At 50.8% G+C, this 25236-nt stretch carries 24 protein-coding genes; 15 read left to right on the forward strand and 9 right to left on the reverse strand.

From position 1 onward, the window contains the following. Positions 1–11: 11 nt before the first annotated feature. The 3 genes from tatC to tatA are packed head-to-tail and all read right to left on the reverse strand — an operon-like array spanning position 12 to position 1567. Positions 12–812, reverse strand: a complete 801-nt coding sequence (gene tatC, locus AT746_RS06895; RefSeq protein ID WP_062478248.1) for a twin-arginine translocase subunit TatC — start codon at positions 810–812, stop codon at positions 12–14. Beyond that, entirely contained in the window at positions 809–1252 is a 444-nt protein-coding gene (locus AT746_RS06900) for a Sec-independent protein translocase subunit TatA/TatB (protein ID WP_062478251.1), read from the reverse strand. The genes tatC and AT746_RS06900 overlap by 4 nt, the downstream gene beginning before the upstream one ends. 33 nt (positions 1253–1285) lie before the next feature. Beyond that, on the reverse strand, positions 1286–1567 hold the full coding sequence (tatA, locus tag AT746_RS06905; protein WP_062484049.1) for a twin-arginine translocase TatA/TatE family subunit: 282 nt from the start codon (positions 1565–1567) through the stop codon (positions 1286–1288). A gap of 395 nt (positions 1568–1962) precedes the next feature. Here tatA and AT746_RS06910 point away from each other — a divergent pair, with 395 nt between their 5' ends. The 3 genes from AT746_RS06910 (at position 1963) to AT746_RS06920 (ending at position 3822) form a co-directional block, all read left to right on the forward strand. Beyond that, complete coding sequence (locus AT746_RS06910; RefSeq protein WP_062484051.1) at positions 1963–2472, forward strand: AAA family ATPase; 510 nt, start codon at positions 1963–1965, stop codon at positions 2470–2472. A gap of 193 nt (positions 2473–2665) precedes the next feature. Further along, positions 2666–3160 carry a helix-turn-helix transcriptional regulator gene (locus tag AT746_RS06915; protein WP_062478255.1) on the forward strand — a complete coding sequence of 165 codons (495 nt, stop codon included), beginning with the start codon at positions 2666–2668 and terminating at the stop codon, positions 3158–3160. An 83-nt stretch (positions 3161–3243) separates the two neighbouring features. After that, positions 3244–3822 carry a GNAT family N-acetyltransferase gene (locus AT746_RS06920; RefSeq protein ID WP_062478260.1) on the forward strand — a complete coding sequence of 193 codons (579 nt, stop codon included), beginning with the start codon at positions 3244–3246 and terminating at the stop codon, positions 3820–3822. Between the two features lie 630 nt (positions 3823–4452). Here the strand turns inward: AT746_RS06920 and AT746_RS06925 are convergent. Then, positions 4453–4863, reverse strand: a complete 411-nt coding sequence (locus AT746_RS06925; protein ID WP_062478263.1) for a hypothetical protein — start codon at positions 4861–4863, stop codon at positions 4453–4455. Positions 4864–5114: 251 nt separating this feature from the next. Here AT746_RS06925 and AT746_RS19985 point away from each other — a divergent pair, with 251 nt between their 5' ends. The 3 genes from AT746_RS19985 to nrdD are packed head-to-tail and all read left to right on the forward strand — an operon-like array spanning position 5115 to position 7406. Next, positions 5115–5324 (forward strand): 4Fe-4S cluster-binding domain-containing protein, encoded by a 210-nt coding sequence (locus AT746_RS19985; RefSeq protein ID WP_231731034.1) that lies wholly within the window; start codon positions 5115–5117, stop codon positions 5322–5324. An 8-nt stretch (positions 5325–5332) separates the two neighbouring features. Beyond that, positions 5333–5602 carry a hypothetical protein gene (locus tag AT746_RS19990; RefSeq protein ID WP_231731035.1) on the forward strand — a complete coding sequence of 90 codons (270 nt, stop codon included), beginning with the start codon at positions 5333–5335 and terminating at the stop codon, positions 5600–5602. Further along, positions 5589–7406, forward strand: coding sequence for an anaerobic ribonucleoside-triphosphate reductase (gene nrdD / locus AT746_RS06935; protein WP_062478267.1), 1818 nt, complete (start codon positions 5589–5591; stop codon positions 7404–7406). Before AT746_RS19990 ends, nrdD begins: the two co-directional genes overlap by 14 nt. Before the next feature lie 95 nt (positions 7407–7501). Here nrdD and AT746_RS06940 read toward each other — a convergent pair whose 3' ends face one another. The 4 genes from AT746_RS06940 to ubiT all read right to left on the reverse strand — a co-directional run bounded on the left by AT746_RS06940 (position 7502) and on the right by ubiT (position 10261). Continuing rightward, entirely contained in the window at positions 7502–8713 is a 1212-nt protein-coding gene (locus tag AT746_RS06940; protein WP_062478270.1) for an HPP family protein, read from the reverse strand. A gap of 205 nt (positions 8714–8918) precedes the next feature. Further along, on the reverse strand, positions 8919–9329 hold the full coding sequence (locus tag AT746_RS06945) for a bacteriohemerythrin (protein ID WP_062478272.1): 411 nt from the start codon (positions 9327–9329) through the stop codon (positions 8919–8921). A gap of 31 nt (positions 9330–9360) precedes the next feature. After that, positions 9361–9783: a hemerythrin domain-containing protein gene (locus tag AT746_RS06950; protein WP_062478275.1), complete on the reverse strand. Its 423-nt coding sequence runs from the start codon at positions 9781–9783 to the stop codon at positions 9361–9363. Beyond that, the gene (ubiT, locus tag AT746_RS06955) at positions 9776–10261 is read right to left on the reverse strand and encodes a ubiquinone anaerobic biosynthesis accessory factor UbiT (RefSeq protein WP_082633182.1); all 486 of its coding nucleotides are present in this window, start codon (positions 10259–10261) and stop codon (positions 9776–9778) included. Before ubiT ends, AT746_RS06950 begins: the two co-directional genes overlap by 8 nt. Positions 10262–10386: 125 nt before the next feature. Between ubiT and ubiU the strand changes: the two genes are divergently transcribed. The 6 genes from ubiU (at position 10387) to AT746_RS20000 (ending at position 16695) form a co-directional block, all read left to right on the forward strand. Continuing rightward, positions 10387–11382: a ubiquinone anaerobic biosynthesis protein UbiU gene (gene ubiU, locus AT746_RS06960; RefSeq protein ID WP_062478282.1), complete on the forward strand. Its 996-nt coding sequence runs from the start codon at positions 10387–10389 to the stop codon at positions 11380–11382. Between the two features lie 9 nt (positions 11383–11391). Further along, positions 11392–12267 (forward strand): U32 family peptidase, encoded by an 876-nt coding sequence (locus AT746_RS06965; RefSeq protein WP_062478285.1) that lies wholly within the window; start codon positions 11392–11394, stop codon positions 12265–12267. Between the two features lie 96 nt (positions 12268–12363). Continuing rightward, positions 12364–15030, forward strand: a complete 2667-nt coding sequence (locus AT746_RS06970) for a nitrate/nitrite transporter (protein ID WP_062478288.1) — start codon at positions 12364–12366, stop codon at positions 15028–15030. 27 nt (positions 15031–15057) lie between these two features. Next, a complete protein-coding gene (locus tag AT746_RS06975; RefSeq protein ID WP_062478291.1) occupies positions 15058–16239 on the forward strand; it encodes an NnrS family protein in 1182 nt (393 codons plus the stop codon). A gap of 13 nt (positions 16240–16252) precedes the next feature. Then, positions 16253–16537: a hypothetical protein gene (locus AT746_RS19995; protein ID WP_231731036.1), complete on the forward strand. Its 285-nt coding sequence runs from the start codon at positions 16253–16255 to the stop codon at positions 16535–16537. Beyond that, positions 16528–16695: a hypothetical protein gene (locus tag AT746_RS20000; protein ID WP_231731037.1), complete on the forward strand. Its 168-nt coding sequence runs from the start codon at positions 16528–16530 to the stop codon at positions 16693–16695. The genes AT746_RS19995 and AT746_RS20000 overlap by 10 nt, the downstream gene beginning before the upstream one ends. Positions 16696–16951: 256 nt before the next feature. Here the strand turns inward: AT746_RS20000 and AT746_RS06985 are convergent, their stop codons facing one another. Further along, the gene (locus AT746_RS06985) at positions 16952–18001 is read right to left on the reverse strand and encodes a fatty acid desaturase (protein ID WP_062478294.1); all 1050 of its coding nucleotides are present in this window, start codon (positions 17999–18001) and stop codon (positions 16952–16954) included. Positions 18002–18431: 430 nt separating this feature from the next. On the opposite strand from AT746_RS06985, the gene AT746_RS06990 reads away from it, so the two are divergent. The 3 genes from AT746_RS06990 (at position 18432) to putA (ending at position 25195) form a co-directional block, all read left to right on the forward strand. Next, on the forward strand, positions 18432–19880 hold the full coding sequence (locus AT746_RS06990; protein WP_062478297.1) for a hypothetical protein: 1449 nt from the start codon (positions 18432–18434) through the stop codon (positions 19878–19880). A gap of 4 nt (positions 19881–19884) precedes the next feature. Then, entirely contained in the window at positions 19885–20886 is a 1002-nt protein-coding gene (locus AT746_RS06995) for a succinylglutamate desuccinylase/aspartoacylase domain-containing protein (RefSeq protein WP_062478300.1), read from the forward strand. A 499-nt stretch (positions 20887–21385) separates the two neighbouring features. Further along, entirely contained in the window at positions 21386–25195 is a 3810-nt protein-coding gene (gene putA / locus AT746_RS07000; RefSeq protein ID WP_062478303.1) for a bifunctional proline dehydrogenase/L-glutamate gamma-semialdehyde dehydrogenase PutA, read from the forward strand. The last annotated feature ends 41 nt before the right edge of the window (positions 25196–25236 follow it).

Consider the following 25236-nt stretch of genomic DNA (forward strand, 5'->3'; position numbering starts at 1 on the left):
GTGACATAGCTTCAGTAGCGGGCAGCCTGATCCGACTGCGAGTTTTTCTGCCGGGAATAGTCTGACCGGGTCCAGCGAATCAGCAGAATAGACAGCTCATACAAGGCAAATACCGGCAGCCCGAGGGCGATTTGTGAAATCAGATCCGGCGGGGTAATCAATGCCGCCAGCAGAAAAATTACCACAATGGCATGGCGGCGAAAACCGGCCAGGCTCTGCGCTGAGACCAGTCCTGCTTTGGCCATCACCAACAGCAAAATGGGTAACTCAAAGCTCAGGCCAAAGGCAAGAATCAGTTTAATTACCAGGCCCAGATACTCACTGATCTTGGCCTCAAGTTCGACGCTGATAGCCGCTTCTTTGGCGGGACTTTCAAAACTGATAAAGAACTCCCAGGCCAGTGGCATGACCACATAAAAGGCCAGTGCAGCCCCGGCCACAAAGAGTATCGGGGTCATGACAAGCAGTAGTGAAACGCTGTGCTGTTCGTGTATGTAAAGGCCTGGTGCGATAAAACGCCATATCTGGATCAGCATCAGCGGCAGGGTAAAAAAAGTAGCACTGAAAAACGACAGTTTCAGATAGGTAAAGAAGGCTTCATGCAGCCCGGTATAGATCATTCTTCTGCCGCTGTCGGGCCCGAAAATTTCTAACAGAGGCTGTTGCAAAAATGCGTAAATCTGGCTGGCAAAAAAATACGAAGCGATAAACATTAACGTAAAGAAAGCCAGGCAATAAAGCAGTCTGCGCCGCAATTCGATAAGGTGACTAAGAAGAGGCGCTTTGGACAGGTTTAAATCCTTTTCGGTCATGGCTGAGATGTACCTTGTGCATCAGGTTTTTGAGAAGGATCGACTTGCGCTGTATTGTTACTGCTACTGCTACTGGTATTGCATTGTTGCGCTGTTTCTGGGGACTCGCCTGTTGATGGTGTGACTTGCTGTGATGCCTGCAGGTGTCGCTGCTGATGCTGCTCTGCTGTCATTGAGCCGGGGATAAAGTCAGCGGGCAGGTGACGCACTTCTTCCGGTAAATATTCCCGCCAGTTCTGTTTTTCGCTGCTGTTACCTGAGGCAATATCCACTTCCCGTTCCAGTTGCTTCATATTGCCGAGCACGTCTTTATACATTTTCCGGCTTTTGGCTACTAGTCGGCCACCGGCCTGAAACAATTTGGGCAGATCTCTGGGTCCAATAACAATTAACGCCAGTGCCGCACAGAACAGCAACTCAATCCAGCTTAGATCAAACATATCAGCCTCTTTACCTGAGCAACCATCATCATATTAGCTGGTGTGCTCTTTAGACAGCGATGCTGCGGCTGGTTTGTCCGTGTCTGACGTTGAATCCTCTTCGTTTCTCAGAGCTTTTGTCGCGTCGGTCTTCGTCCTGACAATATCGGAATCCGGGTTATTGACAGCACTTTGTTCATCCTTGTCTTGCATACCCTGCTTGAAACCACGAATACCTTCGGCCAGATCACTCATCAGCGCTGGGATCTTGCCCCGTCCGAACAGTAAAAGAAATAACATAACTACTAAAGCAATTTGCCACACACTGAGTCCCACTTTTCTCTCCACTGAATACCTGATTGAGAGTTTCAGGTTGGCACGCTTATATGTCTGATTGATGACGTTTCAGTGAAGAGTTTTTAACGGGCGTTACCTGCAAGCAGGCTACACGGGTTTAATGGGTGTACATTGCCTCATGCCTGAATGCTGATATTGGACAACCAGTGACGTTATGTTCAGGGGAGAAGAGGGTAGTGGATCCCCGCTAAAAACATGCGGGAATGCCCTTCTGCTAACTCTGCATCAGTGAAAACGGCTTTCGTGTTATTTGCGAGCACCTGAGTTATTAACGTTGAAAGCTAAAGCTGCAATAGTTAACTTATGTATTGATATGCGGCTCTATGGAGCCCCAACGTTTAACTGCCAGGCTTCAGGGAAAGAGCAACTTATTTATGCTGTATATTTTTGGCGGATTGCCGGGCACAGGCAAAACCGAACTTTCAAGATTTCTGGCGGCGCGCATTGGTGCGACTTTTCTTCGTATCGACTCCATAGAGCAGACACTCCGGGATGTCGGTTATACAAACCTTTATGATCAAGGTTACCAGATCGCGTTCAAACTCGCGTTGGATAACCTGAGAATTGGGCTGCCAGTGGTTGCGGATTCGACCAATCCGGTAGAAGAGTCCAGAAGGGCCTGGCGTGATGTGGCGTATCAGGCAGGATGTGAATACAGGGAAATTGAAGTGACTTGCTCTGCCCGGGATGAGCACAAAGACAGAGTTGAGACCAGAAATTCAGATATTCCAACCCTTAAACTCCCTGACTGGAAAAGCGTTGTTTCCAGAGAGTACGACCCCTGGACGACGCCGAGAATAACGATAGATACTGCGGGTAAAACACCAGAGAAGAGTAAGAAGGAGCTACTTGACTTGCTCAAAGTGAATTGGTCTCAGATCTGATCTGACCGGAAAAATCGGCTAACTGTCAGCTCTGACAGCCTGTATCTATCAAAGCGGCTGTTGTCGCCCCTTCTGGACTCATGTGTTAGCCAAACATGGCACACTCCTGTCATACTTGTGGCATATATATGTCGTATTAAAAAAGGCAATACTTCTTCATATTGGCTCAACACTTATGAAGAGGGCTTGAAACATGGAAATGGAATTAAATAAAGATACGTTAAAAAATCAACGAGACAGCAGAGCCTGGAGTCAGACCCAGTTAGCTGAGGTATCGGGATTGAGCTTGAGAACCATTCAGCGAGTTGAAAAAACAGGTGTTGCATCGCAAGAAACAGCCAAATCTTTAGCTGCTGTCTATGAGTGCTCTATCACGGAATTGGTGGCGAAAAATCAGCTTCCACGGGTGGAAGGTAAGTTTGCTTTTAGCAAAATGAGCCCAAAGGCCAAGGTTATTCATCTTTTGGTGTTATTGCCTGCTCTTTCTGTTGCTTTCTATCTGTACTGGATTGGTCACAATGCCACTGCCTGGGTAGACATACTGAGAGATTCGGTTTTTAGCAGCTCTATATCAGACGATAGGCAAGACAAAATCAGCTTTTTAATAGTGGCTTTAGTTGTTGGTTTACCGTCGTTAGTCCCCGGGTATATTTATGATTATATTAATAAACAGTGTGCATTTGATTAACGGTATGGCTAAAGCCAAAGTGCGTTTTTTTCTCGCTGCGCTCACAAAAGCCTCTGTTTGGGGCGACATGAATACTATCTACTATGAGCATTAATTTTCGACCACTTACCAAATATGACGCTAACTATTTGAAGGTTATTGATCTTTATAAAGAAGCGTTCCCGGGAGCTCAACACATACCAACATGGATACTTCGATATAAACTGAGAAATGGGAAGGCAGGTTTTAACGTTCTTTATGCACAGGATACCTGGATTGGCCTCATCTATATCACTGAGTATCAAGACATTGTATTTGTACATTTTTTGGCGATATCTGAATCGTGCCGTTCAGGTGGTTACGGAAGCAAGGTAATGGATTCTTTGAAAGAAATGTATTCTGGAAAAAGAATTGTACTGAACATTGAAGTGATTGATAAAAAAGGGAAAAACTATCAGCAGAGGGTAAAGCGTAAAGCATTTTATGAGAATAACGGGTTCACTTCTTCCGGATATATTGTGAAGGAGCCTGCGGAACGACTTGAGATGCTGATACTTAGCGGAAACATCACTAAGGAAGAGATAGAAGCAATGTACAAGGATCTCTTTGGTGGCATTCTTGGTTTTATTTTCAGGCCCAAGGTTATAAAAGTCGAGGGTGCTCAAAACTCTGTGTCAGCCTGAATTTTAATCACAGGTCAATGTGAGGATCTAAGCGCCTAAGCAAACGGTTTTTATTGGCAAAGCCGCTGGATTCCCGCCAAAACCATACGGGGCTGACCCTCTGCGATCTTTGCGAGAACATTTAGGGCTTTTGGGTTAGCGGTTGGTGGTAAAAAGAATTGAACCACAGAGCCACGGAGAACACAGAGGGGAAAAAACAATTATTGTCTGATCTCTGTGCCCTCCGTGGTGAAAATAGAAACAGCACATTTGACCACGAAAAACACTAAAGGCACGAAAGTTCCGGTAGCCCGGATAAAGCGAAGCGAAATCCGGGGGCTCCTGCAATCCAGCAACCTTTGAATTACCAAAGTGCCAACTATTAGCACCCTGCAATCAAAGGTGCTGGACAGGTCCTCTTCGCTACTTGCAGGCTACAAGGGGATTACCGTCATGCCCGAATGCTGTTATCGGGCATCCTGTGACTTTGTGTTTAGAGAAGAAAAGGCTGCTGGATTCCCAGCAACCTTTGAATTACCAAAGTGCCAACTATTAGCACCCTGCAATCAAAGGTGCTGGATTCCCGCCAAAAACACGCGGGAATGACCTCTGCGATCTCAGCGACTCTGCGGTTAGCAATCCCTTTGGTGCTTAACCCGGCACCAGTTCCACCAGGTCGCCTTCGCGGTCGAAGGTCAGAAAATCGCTGATCATGCCAGACTGGATCTTGCTCATCATCATGCGCAGGGGCTGGGAGGCTTCATCAGAATTAGGCGCAAATCCACCACGGCCGTCCATGGCTGAGATAAACACGATATCCCAGTTAATACCGGTTTGCTTCGACTCTTCCACTAAGGCGGCAAAATCCTCGGCCTCTGAGGGCAGCTTGTCCACACAGAGCACCGGGGTTAGCGCGCCGCCGCCACCCTGTTCAAATTCCTGCTGCTGTTTTTCGGTATGGCCGGTGGGTAATTCAGCACTGGCGAACACAAACAACAAACGTTGAGGCTCGTGCTGTTGATAGCTGGCAAGAATAAGATCCTGATAAGAAGTGATTTGCATAATGTTCTCCTCAAATGGCGAAGGGCAGTTTATCTCACTCTTCTTCTCATTCTTTGGCAATTAACGGGCATGACCCATACCCCTTTGTGGGTAGTTCCCTAAAAGTCCCATTGTAATGGGCTTGTGGCGGTTCCTCTGTTTCACACCAGACAAGAGTTGCGAACTTTTGATCCAGATCAATTTAAATAATCTGTGTCTGTCTAGGCTTAAACACAATATATGGTGTTAATAAAATAAAAAAGGCACAAGATATGTTGTTACCTACAAAAAAACCCTTCAACAGCTTTCCCCCGCAAATCTGTTTTCAGGAAGTGCCCGATGAAGTTTCTCTGGCCTTTACCATAACCGGCTGTCCTCTGGCCTGTGCGGGTTGTCATAGCCGTGATACCTGGGATCCCGACAAGGGGAGGCGCTTAGCGATGCCGCATTCAAAGTCTGGCTTGAGCGATATCAGCATCTGATCACCTGTGTGCTGTTTTTCGGCGGTGAATGGCATCCCGATGCGCTGCTTAACAAGCTGCGAATCGCCCGTCAGGCAGGCCTTAAAACCTGTTTGTATACAGGTATGAACAGAGTGCCCGCTCGTCTGCAAAATCAGCTTGATTATCTTAAAACCGGCCGCTGGCACGCCGAACTGGGCGGCCTTGATCGTGCCACTACCAACCAGAAGTTTCTTGAGCTTGGCAGTGGCAATTTACTTAACTTTCGTTTTCAGGAGAATAACCATGTTGCCGCTTAACCCTCAGCAACTGCAAAACAAACTGGACTTTATCCGTGATTATCAACAGGCAGCTAATGCCGCCGATGGCTCGAAACTCGATGCCAACGCCAATGTCACCCACAAGAATATCGCCACGCTCGAAGCTGAACTGATGAAGGACTTCTTTATTCAGGTTAATCGCGCTCAGGTAAAGAACAAGATTGCCGAGCTGTTTGATACACAGCTGGCCGATGAGTATGTGCGCCAGATAGAAGACCATGAGATCTATGTGCATGATGAAACCAGCCTCAAACCCTATTGCACGTCGATTACTATGTATCCTTTTTTGCTCAAAGGGCTGACTGAACTCGGCGGTGAGTCAAAAGCGCCGAAGCATCTCGAGTCTTTCTGTGGCAGCTTTGTCAATCTGGTGTTTGCCATCAGCGCCCAATTCGCCGGTGCCGTGGCCACAGTAGAGTTCCTCACTTACTTTGATTACTTTGCCCGCAAAGACTACGGTGACGATTATCTGAATACCCATACCAAAGCGGTAGAGAATCATCTTCAGCATGTGGTCTATGCGCTGAATCAGCCTGCAGCGGCGCGGGGGTACCAGAGCGTATTCTGGAATATCTCTGTTTATGACAGTTACTATTTCGATGCCATGTTTGGCCAGTTTGTATTCCCGGATATGAGTAAACCGAGCTGGGATTCAGTGAATGCTTTGCAGGGCTTTTTTCTGGACTGGTTTAACCGCGAGCGTAGCAAGACCATTCTGACCTTCCCGGTGGTCACCGCGGCGATGCTGACCAAAGACGGGGCAGTAAAAGATAAAGCCTTTGCCCGCACCTGTGCCCGCAATATGAGCGAGGGCGGCTCATTTTTTGTGTATCAGTCGCAAAGTGCAGATTCACTGGCCTCCTGTTGCCGTTTGCGCAATGAAATCAGTGATAACACCTTTTCCTACAGTTTGGGGGCAGGGGGCGTAGCCACCGGCTCGATCAATGTGATTACGATCAATATGAACCGGCTGGTTCAGGATGGCCGCGATCTGGCATGTGAAGTGGACAAGATCCAAAAGTATCAGGTGGCCTACCGCAAACTGATGGAAGAGCATCAGGCCTGCGGCATGTTGCCGGTGTACGATGCCGGTTTTATCAGCCTGGATAAGCAGTTTCTGACCATAGGCGTGAATGGCATGGTGGAAGCGGCGGAATATCTGGGGATCAGACCGGGACTGAATCAGGACTACCAGCGCTTTATCGATGAGAAGTTAAAGGTGATCTATGACGCTAACCGGATAGCCCGTAAAACCTGGGGCTATATGTTTAATACCGAGTTTGTACCGGCGGAGAATCTGGGGATTAAAAACGCCAACTGGGACAGAAAAGACGGCTATCAGGTGCCAAGAGATTGCTACAACAGTTATTTCTATGTGGTAGAAGATGAGCAGATTAACCATCTGGATAAGTTTGTGCTGCATGGTGAACAGATGACCCGTTATCTGGACGGCGGCTCGGCCCTGCATCTGAACCTGGAAGAGAAACTCAGCGAGCAGAATTTTCTCAATCTGTACAACATCGCCGCCCATACCGGCTGCAATTATTTCTGTGTGAATGTGCGTATCACTATCTGTAATGACTGCGAGCATATCGACAAGCGCAGCCTGGTCCGTTGCAGTGATTGTGGCTCAGAAGATATCGACTATGGCACCCGTGTTATTGGTTACTTGAAGCGTGTGTCAGCATTCAGTGAGGGCAGACGCACAGAACATGATCTGCGCCACTATCATAAACAACCTGCAAGGACTCTGTCCGGGCAGGCACCATCGGTTTCAGCCTGACAACACTGACAGTGCCGGCCATGGTTTTCGTTGTGTCCGGCGCAGACCAGCCAGCAAAACGGCATACGCCGTCGAACGTATAACAAGGTGTTGATTCAGTCGGAGTCGCTGCCCTGTAACAATGCATCATGATGCTGCGCGTACAGCGCAGCAATAAGATCCGATTGGGTAACGATCCCCACCAGTTTTTGTTGGTTATCCAGTACCGGCACATGATGTAAGCCCTGATCTGAGAGCATTGGGATCAGTGAAATCAGTGGTTCATCGGCACTGACCGCCCGCACTTCTGTCACCATCAGATTGGCGACCTGTTTGTTCTGCAGTTTAAATGCCCGGGCACTGGCAAGAGCTGAGAATTGTCCGGTAGCGGACCACAGGTCTGTCAGCCCCAGTGCTTTAAGAAAATCGGCCACGGTAATTACCCCCAACAGCTGCTGAGTGCTATCGGTAACCGGCAGCATTCTGATTTTATGGGTTTTAAGTCTTTGCCATGCCTCCTGCAAAGAGGTATCAGGGGAAACGGTGATCAGATCAGCGGACATAATATCTTTGCAGCGAATATCACCCAGCTTTCTCTGTACGGCATGCATCTGCGCCTCCTGATACAGGCGTTCCAGATCCTGCTCGCTGATGTCCACAATCGTTGAATAATGATTCAGAGCGTGCAGAATATCTTCCGGTTGCAACCCCAGCCGCTTTAACGGACTGGGATCATGGTGCAGGTGTACCGGATCATATTTTTTTCTGAGCCGGGGCAGGTAATTATGGCCCAGGATCAGACGGTTCAGCAGCATTGCCATCAGCAACATGGTAAAAACATTGAGCATCAGGGGGGTAAACAGAAACTGGTAGTCCAACAGGCTTTCATGACTGGCGATCACCGGTACCAGTGCGGTGGCTCCGCCGGGTGGATGCATACACTCAAAGAAATACATGGCCAGCAGTACCAGTGCAATAGTCACTGCCGCCATCAGCGCCATGTCGGTAAACAGTTGTGAGCACATCAGCCCAATCATACCGGCAATCAGATGCCCGGCGGCAAACGACCAGGGTCTGGCCAGAGGGCTGTTGGGCAGGCCGAACAGCAATACCGCTGAGGCGCCCATAGAAGCGAGCATCACAGTACCTGGTGTGGGTGCCAGCCACAAATGACTGGTGTAGGTCACCACCAGTAAGGCCAGAAATGCTGCCGCAGCGACTTTAAATCGCTCTCTGATCGGGATACTGGAGAGTTTCTGGCTGTCCGCTTTGGTAATGCCCGAGCGGTTAAGAAAGCTGTCAAAGATCTGCCAGAAAAGCCCTTTCATTTATACCCGCTTACATGATGATAAGAACGGCGATTATACGGATGTGCTGGTATAACACTAATGACCTTTTGTCATAACTTAACCCGCCGATCTTGTGGTGAACTTCGGCTATGGGTTTTAAGCTGGATAAGGCAGTAACCCAAATAAAGCCTGTTGTTTAGTTGACGGGTGCTCATCTGTCCATTGACATAAAAGCGTTTCAGGCTCAGCAGTTTGTAACCAGCTTGCTGTCACTGTGCAAAACATGGGACTGATACCAGTCAGCCAGTGAGCGGAGCTGGTCGGTTATCGACTCTACTGACATATCAACGCCGCTGTTCAGACGTTCGAGAAATGCGCTGAGCGCCTCCAGATAATGTTTGTGATGCAACAGGTGCAGGGTCTGCTCGTCTCGCGGCAGCCGGTAAAACAGCGTTTCTTCCTCGGCAAAATGACCTTCAGTTTGTTGGAGTAGTACTCTGGTAATCGAGATGATGGATTCGATATCCCCGCCTCGGTGAATCAGGTCATAGAGCTGATTCACCAGCCCGAAAAGCTGGTGATGTTGAGCATTAATGAGCTGATGTCCGCTCAGATTAAAATGTTCAGACCACTGCAGTAATTGATGGTCAGACATGGTTGTTATCTCCGGGCCCTGATAATTCGCCCTAGTAAATCGCCATCAGTATCTTCGCCGTATCGTCGTCAGACAGCACTCTGTCACAGACCGGATACAGGTTGAATTCATCATTTTCAAAATGATCATTGAGCATATATTCCAGCGACAGATCATCCTGAGAGGTGTCAACGCCTTTGTCCAGCAGGCCCTCAATCCAGTTTATCTGTTGCATTACCTGTTGATGCTCAGCCCGGGCTTTGTCAGTGGGGAAGCTCTTGCGGTTTGCGCTTTCCAGTGCCGGTAGCAGCAGATTTTCTTCCCAGCCAATATGTTCCTGCATACCGGCTTTGAATTTATCAAACAACTGACGGGCGTAGACCCCATCGCGGGCTTTATGACGACGATAGGCAATAAACAACAGCTCCAGTGCCTGATGATTGGTATTAAAAAAGTCCGTAATAAATTTATGCATGGGATGCCTCCTTAGGATCGAAGCGCCTGGCGTAGTATTGCAGTGGCCGGGCAAACAGTGCTGGTAGTGAGTCAAGCTCCAGGCTATCGAGCAGGTTTTTTACATACAGGCCCAGCTCGGTATCACCACTGATACACAACTTACGCTGGAAGAACAGCGTATCAGGGTCGACCTGCTGACAGGCCAGGGCCAGAAAATTCTCCAGCTCACCACTGATACAGGCATCTTCTTTGCCACACAAATGCACCTCCAGACGCTTGTCTCGCAGGCTGATAAACCAGCTTTTGGGGATGTCAGTGAGGGTGATTCTGATTACTTTGCCTGCCAGAAAATCCAGCTCCCCCTCATCAAGGGGCTGGTGTAGCGCCAGATTCAGTAATCTGCCGGCACAGGGCTGTTGTACCATTGCCGGTATCCTGCTCAGCAGTCTTACAGCGGGTCTGAGCAACGTAACGGGCTCTACAGGAAAGTTAATCATGGTTACCTCACATCATATTTAGCGATAGTTTAGTCAGCTTTAGCCCGCCTTTTTTTAATCTAAATCAATATTTGTGCAGATTGGTTTTGTAACAATTGCCGGGTATTTTTATCTGGAGCGCACTGATGGAGCTATTATGTCCGGCGGGCAGTATGCCGGCCCTGAAAAAGGCGGTGACTGAGGGTGCCGATGCGGTATATATCGGCCTCAAAGATGACACCAACGCCCGGCATTTTGCCGGTCTTAACTTTACCGGTGATAAACTCTCAAAAGCCGCAGATTACCTGCACCAGCATGGCAAAAAGCTGCACATTGCTATCAATACCTTTGCGCATCCGGACGGCTGGCGGCGCTGGCAATATGCGGTGGATAGCGCCGTTGATAATGGCGCGGATACCTTGATTCTGGCCGACCTGGCGGTGCTTGAGTATGCCTGTGATACCTACCCGCAACTGGATCTGCATCTTTCCGTGCAGGCCTCTGCCACCAACACAGTAGCAATCAACTTCTACCAGCAACAATTTAATGTCAGCCGGGTGGTGCTACCCAGGGTGCTGTCAATTCATCAGGTCAAACAACTGGCCCGGCAAACCACGGTGGAGCTGGAAGTCTTTGCCTATGGCAGCCTGTGTATTATGGCCGAAGGCCGCTGTTATTTATCTTCCTATATGACAGGTGAGTCTCCCAATACGGCCGGCGCCTGTTCACCGGCTTCTTTTGTGCGCTGGCAGGAAACCGAACAGGGGCTGGAGTCCCGGTTAAATGATGTGTTGATCGATCGTTACAAAAAACACGAAAACGCCGGCTATCCAACACTCTGTAAGGGCCGTTTTGAAGTGGAAGGTAATGTCTATCACGCCCTTGAAGAGCCTACCAGCCTGAATACGCTGGATTTACTGCCAGAGCTGATGCAGTGCGGTATCAGCGCGGTGAAGATCGAGGGGCGCCAGCGCAGCCCGGCCTATGTTGAGCAGGTGACCCGCATCTGGCGACAGGCCATTGATGCCTGTGCCCGTGACAGCGGTAATTTTAATCCACAACCGGCCTGGAATCAGGGCCTGCAAGCGGTATCCGAAGGCAGCCAGACCTCTTTGGGTGCGTATCACAGAAAATGGCAGTAGGAATCAATAATGCAGTATTCATTAGGCCCCATTCTGTATTTCTGGCCTAAAAATCAGGTGGAAGAATTTTATCAACAGGCGATGCAAAGCAGTGCCGATGTCATTTATCTCGGCGAAACCGTGTGCTCCAAGCGCCGGGAGCTGAAAACCAAAGACTGGGTGGCACTGGCGCGGGAGCTGGCCGGTAAAGGTAAACAGGTGGTGCTGTCCACCATGGCGCTGCTGGAAGCGCCTTCCGAAGTCAAAACCTTAAAAACCTATTGTGACAATGGCGATATTCTGATCGAGGCCAATGATGTGGGCGCCATTCAGTTGCTGTCAGAGCAGGGTAAGCCGTTTGTGGCAGGCCCGGCGATTAACTGTTACAGCCAGCACAGTTTACACCGTTTATTAAAGCTGGGGATGCAGCGCTGGGTGATGCCGGTGGAACTGTCCAGAGATTGGCTGCAAAACATACTGAGCGGCTGTGACGAGCTGGGGATCAGAAACCAGTTTGAAGTGGAAGTGTTTGGCTATGGCTATCTGCCTCTGGCTTATTCGGCCCGCTGTTTTACCGCCCGTTCCGAAAACCGCCCCAAGGATCAGTGTGAACTGTGCTGCATTAACTACCCCAACGGGCGTCTGACCCGCTCTCAGGAAGGGCAGGAGCTGTTTGTATTAAACGGTATTCAGACCCAGTCGGGCCAGTGCTACAACCTGATTAATGATCTTGCCGGTATGCACAATCTGGTGGACGTGGTGCGTTTAAGCCCCTTGTCAGCTGATACCCTGGACTGGCTGGAGAAGTTTCGGGCTAATAAGAACGGGCAATGCCCCCAAACAGTAGAGCGCGACTGTAACGGTTACTGGCACAGTATCGCCGGCATGAACCTGGCTACTCCATAGTAGGTATTCCTGTGTTCTGAGGCTGCCTCTTTATCTGTATAGAGGAGGCGGGCCGCTGTGCGTATGCTTTAACTTTACGCACAACGGAGCGCCAGCATGATCGAAGCAGGAAGTGTGGCACCGGCCGACCAGCGGCGTGCTCTGGGACTGAGCACTTTTGCTTTTACGCTGTGCTTTGCGGTCTGGACTATTTTTTCTATTTTGGGGATCCAGCTTAAGCAGGAGCTGGGCCTGTCGGATACAGAGCTGGGCCTGCTGATGGCAACCCCTATTCTGACCGGCTCAATCAGCCGTCTTTTTCTCGGTGTATTAACCGACAGGTTTGGCGGACGCTGGGTATTCGGATTATTGATGCTGCTCACAGCGGCGGCGGTGTTTCTGGTCAGCATTGCCACCAGTTATATTCTGTTGCTGATCGCTGCACTGGGCGTGGGCCTGGCGGGTGGTGGTTTTATTGTCGGTGTGGCCTATATCTCTGCCTGGTACGAGAAAGACAAGCAGGGCACTGCGCTGGGTATATTTGGCGCCGGCAATGTGGGGGCGGCACTGACCAATTTTGGAGCCCCTTTTCTGATGCTGGCCCTCGGTTGGCAGGGTACGGCTCAGATTTATGCGCTGGTGATAGGGCTGATGGGAATCGGCTTTATTCTGTTTGCCCGGGCCGACCCTGCCCATGGTCAGCGCCAGGCTGAGTCACCGACCCTGGCTGAACAGCTTTCGCCGCTTGTTGATATCCGCGTGTGGCGTTTTTCTCTCTATTACTTTTTTGTTTTCGGTGCCTTTGTGGCGCTGGCCTTATGGCTTCCCCATTATCTGATGGAGGTGTATGGTCTGGGTGTGGCAACGGCGGGGATCCTCGCGGCGCTATACACCATTCCTGCTTCCCTATTTCGTATTCTCGGAGGCTGGCTGTCAGATAAATACGGTGCCAGAACCGTAATGTACTGGACCCTGATTGCCTCGGTGATCTGTACCTTTATTCTCAGCTATCCGCCGACCGAATATCATGTCAGAGGCGTGGACGGCACCATTCGTTTTTCTCTGGAAACCTCTCTGGTCATGTTTGTGCTGCTGACCTTTGTGCTGGGCTTTTTTATGTCCCTTGGCAAAGCGGCAGTGTTTAAACATATTCCGGTTTACTACCCCGGGCATGTGGGTGTGGTCGGCGGTGTGGTCGGTATGGTGGGAGGACTCGGCGGATTTTTATTACCGTTGACCTTTGGCATGCTTAACGATGTGATTGGTATCTGGCAAAGTTGCTTTATGTTGCTGTTTGTTGTGGCCAGCGCGGCCCTGATCTGGATGCACTTCGCCATCACCGGCGCCCAGCGCCATGAAATGGGCAGGGGAGAGACCGTCAGAGATCTGCCTGAGATGTCGACACCGGATTCCTTTGTGCTTAAGCAGTGGGATCCCGAAGACAAGTCCTTCTGGGAAAGCAAAGGTAAGGCCATCGCCAGCCGTAATCTGTGGATTTCTATTCCCAATCTGTTTCTGGCCTTTGCGGTGTGGTCCATCTGGAGCATTTTGGTGGTAAAAATGCCGGCACTGGGCTTTAGTTACAGCTCCAATCAGCTGTTCTGGCTGGCTTCGTTACCGGCCTTATCCGGTGCCACTTTGCGTCTTTTTTATGGCTTTATGGTGCCTGTTTTTGGCGGTCGGCGCTGGACAGCGTTATCGACAGCCTCTTTACTGTTACCCTGTATCTGGATGGGCTTTGCCCTGCAGGATACTGACACGCCTTATCTGATCATGTTAATTCTGGCGCTGTTATGTGGCCTGGGTGGCGGTAATTTTTCCTCCAGCATGGCCAATATCAGCTTCTTCTATCCTAAGGGCGAAAAAGGTGCGGCGCTGGGGTTAAATGCGGGCCTGGGTAACCTTGGCGTATCGGGCTTGCAACTGGTTGGCCCGCTGGTTATTTCGGCCAGTGTATTTGGCTCTCTTGGCGGCGAGCCATTGATGGTCACCCTGAGTGAGGGCCAGCAACAACCCCTGTGGCTGCAAAACGCGGCCTTTATCTGGGTGCCGCTGATTATTCTGGCGTCGCTGGCGGCCTGGTTTGGCATGCATGATATTGCCGATGCCAAGTCTTCTTTTAAACAGCAAGCGGTGATCTTCAGGCGTTCTCATACCTGGTGGATGTGCTGGTTGTACCTGGGCACCTTTGGCAGTTTTATTGGTTTTGCGGCGGGTTTTCCGCTGCTCAGTGGCATGCTGTTTGAAGATGTTGACCCGGTTAAATATGCCTTTATCGGGCCGCTGGCCGGAGCACTGGCACGGCCCTTTGGCGGTGTGCTGGCGGATCGGTTGGGTGGTGCCCGGGTCACGCTATGGAATTTTGTGCTGATGGTGGCCGGTGTATCTGGTGTGATTTACTTTCTGCCAGAGCCGGGCCAGGCCGGTAATTTCTATGGGTTCTTCAGTATGTTTTTGCTGTTGTTTATCTCAACCGGTATTGGCAATGGTTCCACTTTCAGGATGGTGCCGGCAATGTTCTTATTATTGCGCTCCCGTGCACTGGGAAGAGGACAGGAAAAACAGGCTGAAATTGAAGGTAACCGAGAATCTGCCGCCGTTTTAGGTTTTATCTCGGCCATTGCCGCCTATGGTGGCTTCTTTATTCCCAAGGCCTACGGCACATCTATCACCCTCACCGGTGCGGTGGATTTGGCACTCTATGGGTTTATCGGTTTCTACATAAGCTGTGTGGTGGTTACCTGGCGCTTCTATGCCAGGCCCAATGCCCCGGCTCCCTGCTAACGAAATATTGTCCGGAGTGTAAGAAGTATGTCTGAACATCAACTCCCGTCGCCCCTATGGCGGTTAGGGTTTCGCCCCTTCTTTCTTTTTGGCGCGCTGTTTTCTGTGCTGGCCATAGGCTGGTGGGGTGGCATGCTTGCCGGACTCTGGGGGCTGGCACCTTATGGAGGTAGTTATTTCTGGCATGGTCACGAGATGCTGTTTGGTTTCAGTGCCGCTATTGTCGTCGGCTTTTTGCTTACCGCGGTGCAAAACTGGACCGGCGTACCGGGTTTAAAAGGCTGGCCTCTGATGCTGCTTTTTGCCACCTGGCTGGCGGGGCGCGCCGTGTTGTTGATTAATCCGGCCTGGCCGCTGTGGATCCCGGCCACAATAGATTTACTGTTTTTACCCATGGCGGCCGGGTTTATGGCCTGGCCACTGTTCAAGGCCAGACAGCAGCGCAATATGTTTTTTGTGCCGGTGTTGTTGTTAATGGCGGCGGCCAATTTTATCTCCCATCTGACTGTTCTTGGCGTCTACCCGGAGGGCTTTCGCCATGGCAGTTATTTAATGTTGATGCTGATCACGGCGCTAATCTGTGTGATCGGCGGGCGGGTAACCCCCATGTTTACCGCCAATGGCACCGGCACCGAAAAAGTACTGCCACTGCCCTGGTTAGAAAAGATTGCTTTAGCGGCTATCTGGCTGCTGGTGCTGCATTATCTGACTGGTGGGTTGTTACAGGATATGGCAGTGGGAGCCATCGCACTGATAGCAGGGGTATTACATTTGCTGCGCTGGTTACGCTGGCGGGTCTGGATAACGTTTTCGGTGCCCCTGTTATGGTCACTGCATCTGGCTTATTTGTATGTGCCGCTGGGGTTATTGGCGCTAAGTGGCCATTATCTCGGTGAGATGATGCCCTTAAGCACCGCCATACACCTGCTTACCACCGGGGCTATCGGCAGTATTATTCTGGCGATGATGGCCAGAGTGTCGCTGGGGCATAGCGGCAGAAAACTGAAGGCTCACTGGCTGATGAGTTTTGCCTTTGCCTTTGTGCTGCTTGCCGGGTTGGTGCGAACCCTGGGCAGCTGGTTATGGCACAGCGAGATCCAGTCTATGTTATTACTCAGCACACTGCTCTGGTGCCTGGCTTTTATGCTGTTTGCGGTGATTTATTTCCCCATCCTCACCCGCCCCCGTATCGACGGCAAGCCTGGCTGAAGGCAAAGAGACTATGCACGGTATGGTATTACTGTTACATCTGCTCGGAGCCACCGTCTGGACCGGCGGGCATCTGGTGCTGGCCCTGAGCATATTGCCCAAAGCGCTGCGGGAAAACTCCGTCAGCCGCATTCAGGATTTCGAGCAGGCCTATGAAAAAATAGGCATTCCGGCACTGATCATTCAGGTGTTAACGGGCGTCTGGCTGGCCTGGAGCCTGATACCCCAGTGGAGCCTATGGCTGCAGGTGGATAACCCGTGGTCAGGCTTATCTGGTTCAAACTACTGTTGTTGCTGATTACTCTGCTGCTGGCGGCCGATGCCAGAATCAGGGTGATCCCAACGCTCAGCAGTAAGAATCTGCGCCAGCTGGCCTGGCATATTATCCCCGTAACACTCATCTCTGTGCTGTTTGTGGTGGTGGGTGTGAGCTTCCGAACCGGCTGGTGGTTTTAAACCTTTTCACCGCAGAGATGCAGAGCGCGCGGAGAAAAGCTGAGGTGAACGGGGCCTGTGACATTTTCATCGCGCAAGGGGTTTGAGGAGATTAACTTTCTGATCCTCAGCGCCTTTGCGCCTCAGCGAGATTAACCAAATAAAAGCCGGAAATCACGCCGAGGCGCAGAGGTCGCAAAGAAAAGCATAAACCGGCTCCTTCTTTCCTTTCGTACCATCAGTGTTTTCCGTGGTCAATTAAAGTGTTTTTTCACTGCTAAGTTCGCAGAGGGTTATTCCAGCGATTACCGGTGGTAAAAGTGGAGAGATCATTGCGTCTAACGCCCTGTTCGCGCATGACTTTAAGCACCTTACCGGCCACTAACTGGCGCAAATAGAAAGGCTGACTGACCACAAAATGGTGTATTGAATGGGTACGGCCAAAGTTAAAACAAAATAGCTGCAGGGGCATAAAATACCAGCGATCCAGAATCTGGGTCTGCTGAAGCAGGTTTTGCACATTGCCATAGTAATGCATATGGGAGGTGATCAGGTTTAAACAGGCGGAACGGATCACGTTGGGTACGATCAGCACCACCACCGCAAAGTTAATGCCTTCCATCAGCCAGAGTAAAGCATCCGGATAAGCTGCTGCACTGGTGCCTCCGGCTCCTGCGCTAATCCCTGCGAAGAGGGCGTCATAAGCGTGGAACAGCAAAAAGGTATACCAGATTAAAAAATACAGGGTCGCCAGAGGAAAGGTCGCCGCCAGCAGCTTTAGCATTGAAAAGTTGTCTGTCTCCCGGCGCAGAATCCCGTGGCGCAGACACAGCCCCAGCAGGCCATCAAACATGACGATAAAACGACTCAGGCCCCAGGTGATGCCATTGCCTACCAGGCGTTCTTCCAGATCCTTGGGGGTACCGGAGACTTTATGATGTAACAGATGCATACTGCGCCTGTACCATGGGTTAACGGTGTTCGGGCGCATCAACCAGGTCAGCAGCATCATGCCATGATAGATAATGGGCTGATGACGAAAATACTGACGATGGATCAGATCATGTTCGATTTCATGGGACAGGGATGCACAGAGCGCCGCCACAATGATGCAAGCCCAGGCAGGGATCCACTCCAGGTAATAAAGGACAGCGGCACCCAGCATACCCGCCAGTGCCACTAGCAGGATAGCCAGCCCGATAACACTCTGGTAGCGCAGTATGGGATAGCGCTTACGCCAGTACTGCTCTTCGCTGTGAATGGCCTGAATGATATGGCGGGCGCGTTGTTGCGGGGACAGGTCACCGGATGGACTGCTGACTGACATAGGGCTCCTCTTCAAATAAGTAAGCCTAACAAATTTTGCCTGCCGCTGCGTTGTGGGAATGTAATCTGAACTCGATCAGGTCAAGCCCTGGCGGGCTGGGTGGACAGTCCGGCTAATCCCTTTGCCTCTGGTATCAAAGTGGTATCAAACAGACTACAAAAAACGAAAACTTGGGAAGTCTTCCGCGCAGAAATACGGAACACCTCCTGAGATTAATGTAGTGGTCAACAAAACCGGGACACCTTTTTAGCTAATTTTTCTGCTTTCGGCCTTCCTTGTTCAAACAGTGAGTTTTTTTGCTCCTGTAGCGCGCCTGCACAGGGGCAAACTCACTCTTTTGTGTGTTCACCAGGCTGGTTTTTGGACTGGCGCATTTCAGATGAGGATAATTGTCCTATAGTCATAGTTGGGTCAGCTATGGAGTCTGTAGATGGGACAAGCCCTTAATAAAGACCATTTTTCTCCTGCCGAGCATACGGAGTACCGTAAACGTATTCAGCAACAGCTTGGTGAACTGAAAACCGTGCTCGAGCAGCCGGGCTTTTCTGACGGCCCGGCCAGTATCGGTGCTGAGCTCGAGCTCTATATCACCGACAAACAAGGGTTGCCGGCACCGCTTAATGAACAGTTACTGGAGTTAATGCAGCATCCGCTGCTTACCGAGGAGCTGAACCGGTTTAATCTGGAAATTAATCTATCGCCTGTTTCAGCTGCAGGCACGCCTTTTCAGGCACTGCAATCCGAACTCTTGCCGATCCTCAGTAAGCTTAAACAAAAAGCGGCATCGGTGGATTCAGAGATCGTTGCCATAGGGATCCTGCCCACACTTGACAGTACCCATCTGCAACGCGACTTTATGACAGACCGGGCCCGTTACCGCGCCCTGACCAATGAGTTAGCTGCGTTAAGAGGCGAACCTTTTCTGGTTGATATCAATGGCCAGGACTCGCTTAAAATGGGCTGTGATGAAGTCACCCTGGAGGGCGCCAACACCTCTTTTCAGGTTCATTTGAAAGTACCGGCAGAGGCATTCGCCCGCTATTATAATGCAGCTCAACTGAGCACGCCTTTGGTACTGGCAGTGGCGGGAAACTCGCCGACTTTTCTCGGCCAGCGCTTATGGCAGGAAACCCGTATCGCGCTGTTTAAGCAATCCATTGACGCCCGCCATCCGGGACTGACACAGTGGCGCCAACCTGCTCGGGTAACGTTCGGTCATGGCTGGCTGAGAGACAGTGCCTGGGAACTGTTTGCAGAAAATGTGGCGCTGTACCGCCCTCTATTGCCCTATTTGTCAGAAGAAAACACGCCTTTTGCCGAGCTTTGTCTGCATCAGGGCACGGTATGGTCATGGAACCGACCGGTATTTGAACCCAGGCACGGCGGGCATTTGCGCATAGAGTATCGCACATTACCAGCCGGCCCCAGTGTGGTGGATATGATGGCCAATGCCGCGTTAGCCATAGGGCTCACTATTGCTCTGGCTGATGAAATACCGCAGCTGTTACCAAAAATCCCCTTTCCCTATGCTGAATTTAATTTCTACCGGGCGGCACAAAAAGGCCTGGACGCGAATATATTGTGGCCACAATCACCACAGCATAGCCTGAGGGAAAGTGCTGTTGTTGATGTGATAGGTAAACTCCTGCCTGCGGCTGCCAGGGGCCTGCAAGTACTTAACGTAGATAGCAGTGAAATCGATCGTTTGATGAGCGTCATTGAGCAACGGCTTAGCCGCAAGATAACCGGTGCCTCCTGGCAACTTGAGTGTCTTCAAAGCCACCTTAGTTCCTGTGATAAACAAAAGGCATTGCACAGAATGTTAAGCGACTATAAGGAACGCTGTGCCAGCGGCCAACCTGTTTCACAGTGGAGGTAGCGCAATGAGTGGCCTGAGATTACATCAGATTTATCCGCCTTTTGACTGGTGCAAAGAATCAACCCTGAGTGGCTTTTTACACACACTTCCCGGCCCTGCCGTTTTGCATATCCCCGGTAAAAACACTGCTATTACCAGGGTTGTGGTGACCTTACTGCATGGCAATGAACCCTCCGGGCTTAACGCCATTCACAGGATCTTAAGCGAAGGTTACGAGCCCCGGGTTAATATAAAAGTGATCATTGCCTCTGTGGTTGCGGCGAAAACCGAACCGGTTTTCAGTCACCGTATGTTGCCAGGCCAACGGGATCTGAACCGTTGCTTCAGCGCTGGAGAAAAAGACTTACAAAGTGAGATAGCCATGGCAATCAAGGAACAAATAATCCGGATGACACCAGAGTCAGTGGTTGATTTGCATAACACCTCAGGCAGTGGGCCTGCTTTTTGTGTCAGTACACAATCGCAGGAACAACACATTGCACTGGCCTCCCATTTCAGCCACCGGATGATCCTCACCGATATTATTTTGGGGTCTCTTATGGAGCAGAAACTGGGCTGCCCTGTCATCACAGTGGAGTCCGGTGGTGCCCAGGATGATGTAGCCGATGAGGTTGCCTATAACGGTTTGCTCTCTTTTATGGACGCAGAGAATGCTTTTTACCGCAAACAACATGTGGAGCTGCTGAATTTGCCTAGAAGAGTCGAACTGGCAAAGGATCGCAGCATTGCCTATGCCGATTCAGCACAGCCGGATAAAGATATTACTCTTCGCCGCGACATTGAAAAATACAACTTTGGTGAGACGCCTCAGGACACCTGTCTGGGATGGATTAAGGAGAATAGCCTTGATGCACTGAAACTGGATCGCCACCCGCATAGGCTAGAGCAATGGTTTTATCTCAACGACCACTGCCTGATGACTAAGCGCCCACTGAGACTCTTTATGGTGACAACCAATGCGACAATCGCAGCATCAGACTGCCTTTTTTACGTTGTCGATAACTGAAGCCTGATAGACGGCATGCGTGTATCAATCTGAAACAATTTCTGCTGATTTATTGAGCACCCCGAAAAGAAATTTTTACTGTCTCAGAACACCTGTTATACCGGCTGGATTACGCCAGAAGCCGGGTATCCCCGGGCTAAGAGCCCGCGTCATCTGCTCAGGATATTATCCCGATAACATTTAACTCCGCGCTGTTTTCTGTGCTTTTTCTGAGCGCGACCCTGTTTGTTTAGCCAAAAAAATACCTCAAAAATCACTTCTGCCGGTATACAACTGCAATTTTTGTATTTAAATGCTTGAAAAGGGCGAATTCAGTCAGGTTTTTCTGTTTTTTGTAAGCAGGGGAAAGGCTGTTTTTAAAGGCTTTGCAAGGAGTTATGAGTAATAATATTTACTTTGCTTCTGCAAACGTAGACAAGAGCTATTTTCGGGTATATGCTCCGCAAAAAATCAGCCGTAATGTTTATAATTTAACCATCAGTAAGAAGAAGGGTCAGCCATGTTATACGATAACAATCTCGTTACCGAATGCCCGATCAGACAAATGATCAGGGATTTTTATCGCATCGATGAAAACTTGGCTGTTGACCATATATTACCCGATGCTGAAGTGAATATGAGTGCCCGCAGTCGCGCCTGGGAGCGGGCCCGCAAAATGGTGTTGCAGATTCGCAGTGAACAGCGCGGGAGCAGCGGCATTGACGCACTGCTGGAAGAGTATTCCCTGTCCAGTGATGAAGGTGTGGTGCTGATGTGTCTGGCCGAAGCCTTATTGCGGGTACCCGACAAGAAAACTCAGGATGAACTGATCCGTGACAAACTGTCAAAAGGTCGCTGGAGTAGCCACCTGGGCAGCAGTGACTCGCTGTTTGTTAATGCCTCTTCATGGGGCCTGCTACTGACTGGTAGCATGGTCAGCTATGCCGATCATCGCCGCGCCGATCATTTTGGTTTGCTGAAACGCACCCTTGGCAGAGTCGGTGAGCCGGTCATTCGCAAGTCTATGAATATTGCCATGAAGATCATGGGCAGGCAGTTTGTAATGGGAGAGACCATCGAAGATGCGGTGGAACGCGCCCAGAACAAAGAAAAAATCGGTTATGTGTATTCCTACGACATGCTCGGCGAAGGGGCCCGCACGATGCGTGATGCCAAGCGTTATTATGATGCCTACGCTCACGCCATTGAAGTAATTGGCCGTGCCGCCGGTGGCAGAGGGCCACGGCGTAGTCCCGGCATTTCGGTTAAGCTGTCGGCCATTCATCCGCGTTATGAATTTACCCACAGAGAGCGGGTGATGGCAGAGATCCCGCCAAGACTCAAAGCCCTGTGTCTATTAGCGAAAAAGCATGACATCGGACTTACCGTTGACGCCGAGGAATCTGAACGTCTGGATATCTCCCTGGATATCATTGAAGCGGTATTTACCGATCCGGAGCTGGAAAACTGGACCGGCTTCGGTATGGCCGTGCAGTCCTACCAAAAGCGGGCCATGTACGTTATTGACTGGCTGCGCGATCTGACTCAGCGAGCCGGGCGCAAAATGATGGTGAGGCTGGTCAAAGGGGCCTACTGGGATACAGAAATTAAAAACGCCCAGAAAGACGGACTGGAGCATTTTCCGGTATTCACCCGCAAGTCATCTACAGATGTGTCATATCATGCCTGCGCCAACCGCCTGCTGGATTACCGTGACACCATCTATCCGCAGTTTGCCACGCACAACGCCTATACCGCGTCAGTTATCATTGAGCTGGCCGGTGACGATAAAGAAGGGTTTGAATTCCAGTGCCTGCATGGCATGGGTGACTCTTTGTATGATCAGATCGTCAGAACCGATCATATCCAGTGTCGTGTTTATGCGCCGGTGGGCCAGCATGAAGAGTTGCTGGCGTATCTGGTGCGCCGTTTGCTCGAAAACGGTGCCAACTCGTCTTTTGTTAATGCCATTGTGGATGACAGTAAGCCAGTGGAATCTCTGCTTGAAGATCCGGTGGAGAAAACCCAGCGACTGAAACGCAAATACAATGAACAGATCCAAAAGCCCATCGCCCTGTTTGGCGATGAGCGGGATAACTCTAAAGGGCTGGACGTCACCGACATCAATGCCCTGAGCCCGCTGAAAATTACGCTGGATCGCTGGATAACCGAAAACAGCTTTAGCGAAGCCGACATACCCGACGGCCATTACGCCGTGCGCAACCCGGCCAATCGCGACGAGATTATCGGTTATCATCAGTATGATACTAAGCAAAGCATGCTGGAAAAGCTGGAAACGGCGCACAGCCATTTCCAGAGCTGGTCGCAAAAGTCCATGTCGGAACGTGCCGATATGCTGCGTCGTATTGCCGACATTCTGGAAAGGCATAGCGATGAACTGATCGCCATTTGTATCAAAGAAGCAGGCAAAACCCTCAAGGACAGCGTTGACGAAGTGCGTGAAGCGGTGGATTTCTGCCGTTATTATGCTGCCCGTGGCGAGCTGCTTGCCGAGGATGAGCGTCTGTCTCCCCGTGGAGTGGTGCTGTGTATCAGCCCATGGAACTTCCCTCTGGCCATCTTCCTTGGCCAGGTGGTCGCCGCACTGGTGACCGGGAATACGGTGGTGGCCAAACCCGCCGAGCAAACCAGCCTGATCGCCAAGCGTACGATTACTCTGATGGAATCCGTTGGCTTACCTCCGGGTGTGGTCGTTAGCGTCATTGCTGAAGGTCCTTTAGTTGGCAATACCTTACTGCCGGATGAGCGTATCAAGGCAGTCATGTTCACCGGCTCCACTCAGACCGGCTCTTTGATTGCCCGCAGTCTGGCAGCAAGGCATGGGGAACAGGTGCCACTGATCGCCGAAACAGGCGGTCAGAATTGCATGATTGTCGACTCCACGGCGTTGCCTGAGCAGGTGGTGGACGATGTTATCGCATCGGGTTTTCAGAGCACAGGTCAGCGCTGTTCTGCACTCAGGGTGTTGTTCCTGCAGGAAGATATCGCCGACCAGGTGATTACTATGCTCAAAGGGGCGCTGGCGGAATTGTCATTGGGTGACCCGGCATACCTGTCAACGGATGTTGGCCCGGTGATTGATAACAAGGCACTGGCAAACCTGAGCGCTCACGTTGATGCCATGCAGGGCAAAGCAGAGCTGTTGTTTGAGAGCAGCATTCCGGACAGTTGCGCAAAGGGAACCTACTTTGCCCCGCGTCTGTATGAGATTAAAGACATCGACGTGCTGCAAAAAGAGGTGTTCGGCCCTTGTGTGCATATTGTGCGTTATAAGGCGTCAGAGCTTAACGGGGTGATGGACAAAATCAATTCCACCGGGTATGGCTTAACCATGGGCATTCACTCACGCATTGATGAACGGGCCATTGAACTGGCCAGACTGGCGCGTGTCGGTAATGTTTATATCAACCGCAATATGATTGGTGCGGTGGTTGGCGTGCAGCCTTTCGGCGGGCGCAACTTATCCGGTACCGGCCCTAAAGCCGGCGGGCCTAACTATCTGCCCCGCCTGATGCTGGAAAAAGCCACACCTAAGCCGCCCAAAGAGGCCACGGGTAATGAGGTGGACGAGGCTCTGGAGAGTAATGACAGTGACCGTCAGGAAGCCCGGGAGGTGATGGACAATGCCGTGGCGGCCGAACAGCAATGGCGGTTAATGGACTTAAACACGCGAACATCTTCGGTGCGTCAGCTACTGGCAAAAATCGCCAAAGTCGATATTGTCGAAGAGCTGGCCGATGACTTAAACAGCACGCTGGCGGTTGCGCGCGCGCAGTTGTTCGCCATTGAAAAGCGTCTGAAAAAGCCAAAGGTACTGCCGGGGCCAACCGGTGAATCCAACGTGCTGTATCTGGAGCCCCGTGGGGTGCTGGTGTGTTTTGCCGACAAAGACGTGACCTTTGAATACTGGACGTTGTCTATCGTAACCGCACTGGCCACAGGGAATACGGTGATTTCGGTGGTATCTGATGTGTTTTACGAGGAAGCACTGGCGTTTCGTGACAAGTTTATGGCCACCGGTGCACCACACGGGGTGTTTCAGGTAGTGCATTTGCGCCACTTACAGGCGTTGCTTGAAGAGCCCAAACTGGCCGGGGTGGTCATTGACAGTAACAGCGAACGTAGCGCCTATATTGCCAACCTGCTGGCCCGTCGCGAAGGGGCAATTCTGCCGGTGATCACCGCAGAATATAACGATAACCTGATCCAGCGTGTGTTATGCGAAAAAACCATCAGTATCGATACCACTGCCTCAGGGGGGAATACCTCACTGATGACCCTGGTCGAAGATGAAGAGTTGCTTTACTGATGACAGCGTCAGGACACTTGTAAAAAAATAGCCCCGCTTTT

Origin of the sequence: Lacimicrobium alkaliphilum (assembly GCF_001466725.1) — a bacterium.
Lineage (GTDB): Bacteria > Pseudomonadota > Gammaproteobacteria > Enterobacterales > Alteromonadaceae > Lacimicrobium > Lacimicrobium alkaliphilum_B.

What these genes read in the sequence shown, in the direction of transcription:
- tatC (WP_062478248.1), bottom strand. Translation starts at nt 812, where the DNA reads ATGACCGAAAAGGATTTAAACCTGTCCAAAGCGCCTCTTCTTAGTCAC.
- AT746_RS06940 (WP_062478270.1), bottom strand. Translation starts at nt 8,713, where the DNA reads ATGAAAGGGCTTTTCTGGCAGATCTTTGACAGCTTTCTTAACCGCTCG.
- AT746_RS06970 (WP_062478288.1), top strand. Translation starts at nt 12,364, where the DNA reads ATGATCGAAGCAGGAAGTGTGGCACCGGCCGACCAGCGGCGTGCTCTG.
- AT746_RS06950 (WP_062478275.1), bottom strand. Translation starts at nt 9,783, where the DNA reads ATGCATAAATTTATTACGGACTTTTTTAATACCAATCATCAGGCACTG.
- AT746_RS06910 (WP_062484051.1), top strand. Translation starts at nt 1,963, where the DNA reads ATGCTGTATATTTTTGGCGGATTGCCGGGCACAGGCAAAACCGAACTT.
- AT746_RS06985 (WP_062478294.1), bottom strand. Translation starts at nt 18,001, where the DNA reads ATGTCAGTCAGCAGTCCATCCGGTGACCTGTCCCCGCAACAACGCGCC.
- ubiU (WP_062478282.1), top strand. Translation starts at nt 10,387, where the DNA reads ATGGAGCTATTATGTCCGGCGGGCAGTATGCCGGCCCTGAAAAAGGCG.
- AT746_RS19995 (WP_231731036.1), top strand. Translation starts at nt 16,253, where the DNA reads ATGCACGGTATGGTATTACTGTTACATCTGCTCGGAGCCACCGTCTGG.
- AT746_RS06925 (WP_062478263.1), bottom strand. Translation starts at nt 4,863, where the DNA reads ATGCAAATCACTTCTTATCAGGATCTTATTCTTGCCAGCTATCAACAG.
- AT746_RS19985 (WP_231731034.1), top strand. Translation starts at nt 5,115, where the DNA reads ATGTTGTTACCTACAAAAAAACCCTTCAACAGCTTTCCCCCGCAAATC.
- AT746_RS06945 (WP_062478272.1), bottom strand. Translation starts at nt 9,329, where the DNA reads ATGTCTGACCATCAATTACTGCAGTGGTCTGAACATTTTAATCTGAGC.
- AT746_RS06995 (WP_062478300.1), top strand. Translation starts at nt 19,885, where the DNA reads ATGAGTGGCCTGAGATTACATCAGATTTATCCGCCTTTTGACTGGTGC.
- AT746_RS06915 (WP_062478255.1), top strand. Translation starts at nt 2,666, where the DNA reads ATGGAAATGGAATTAAATAAAGATACGTTAAAAAATCAACGAGACAGC.
- AT746_RS06900 (WP_062478251.1), bottom strand. Translation starts at nt 1,252, where the DNA reads ATGTTTGATCTAAGCTGGATTGAGTTGCTGTTCTGTGCGGCACTGGCG.
- AT746_RS06990 (WP_062478297.1), top strand. Translation starts at nt 18,432, where the DNA reads ATGGGACAAGCCCTTAATAAAGACCATTTTTCTCCTGCCGAGCATACG.
- ubiT (WP_082633182.1), bottom strand. Translation starts at nt 10,261, where the DNA reads ATGATTAACTTTCCTGTAGAGCCCGTTACGTTGCTCAGACCCGCTGTA.
- AT746_RS06975 (WP_062478291.1), top strand. Translation starts at nt 15,058, where the DNA reads ATGTCTGAACATCAACTCCCGTCGCCCCTATGGCGGTTAGGGTTTCGC.
- nrdD (WP_062478267.1), top strand. Translation starts at nt 5,589, where the DNA reads ATGTTGCCGCTTAACCCTCAGCAACTGCAAAACAAACTGGACTTTATC.
- putA (WP_062478303.1), top strand. Translation starts at nt 21,386, where the DNA reads ATGTTATACGATAACAATCTCGTTACCGAATGCCCGATCAGACAAATG.
- AT746_RS06920 (WP_062478260.1), top strand. Translation starts at nt 3,244, where the DNA reads ATGAGCATTAATTTTCGACCACTTACCAAATATGACGCTAACTATTTG.
- AT746_RS06965 (WP_062478285.1), top strand. Translation starts at nt 11,392, where the DNA reads ATGCAGTATTCATTAGGCCCCATTCTGTATTTCTGGCCTAAAAATCAG.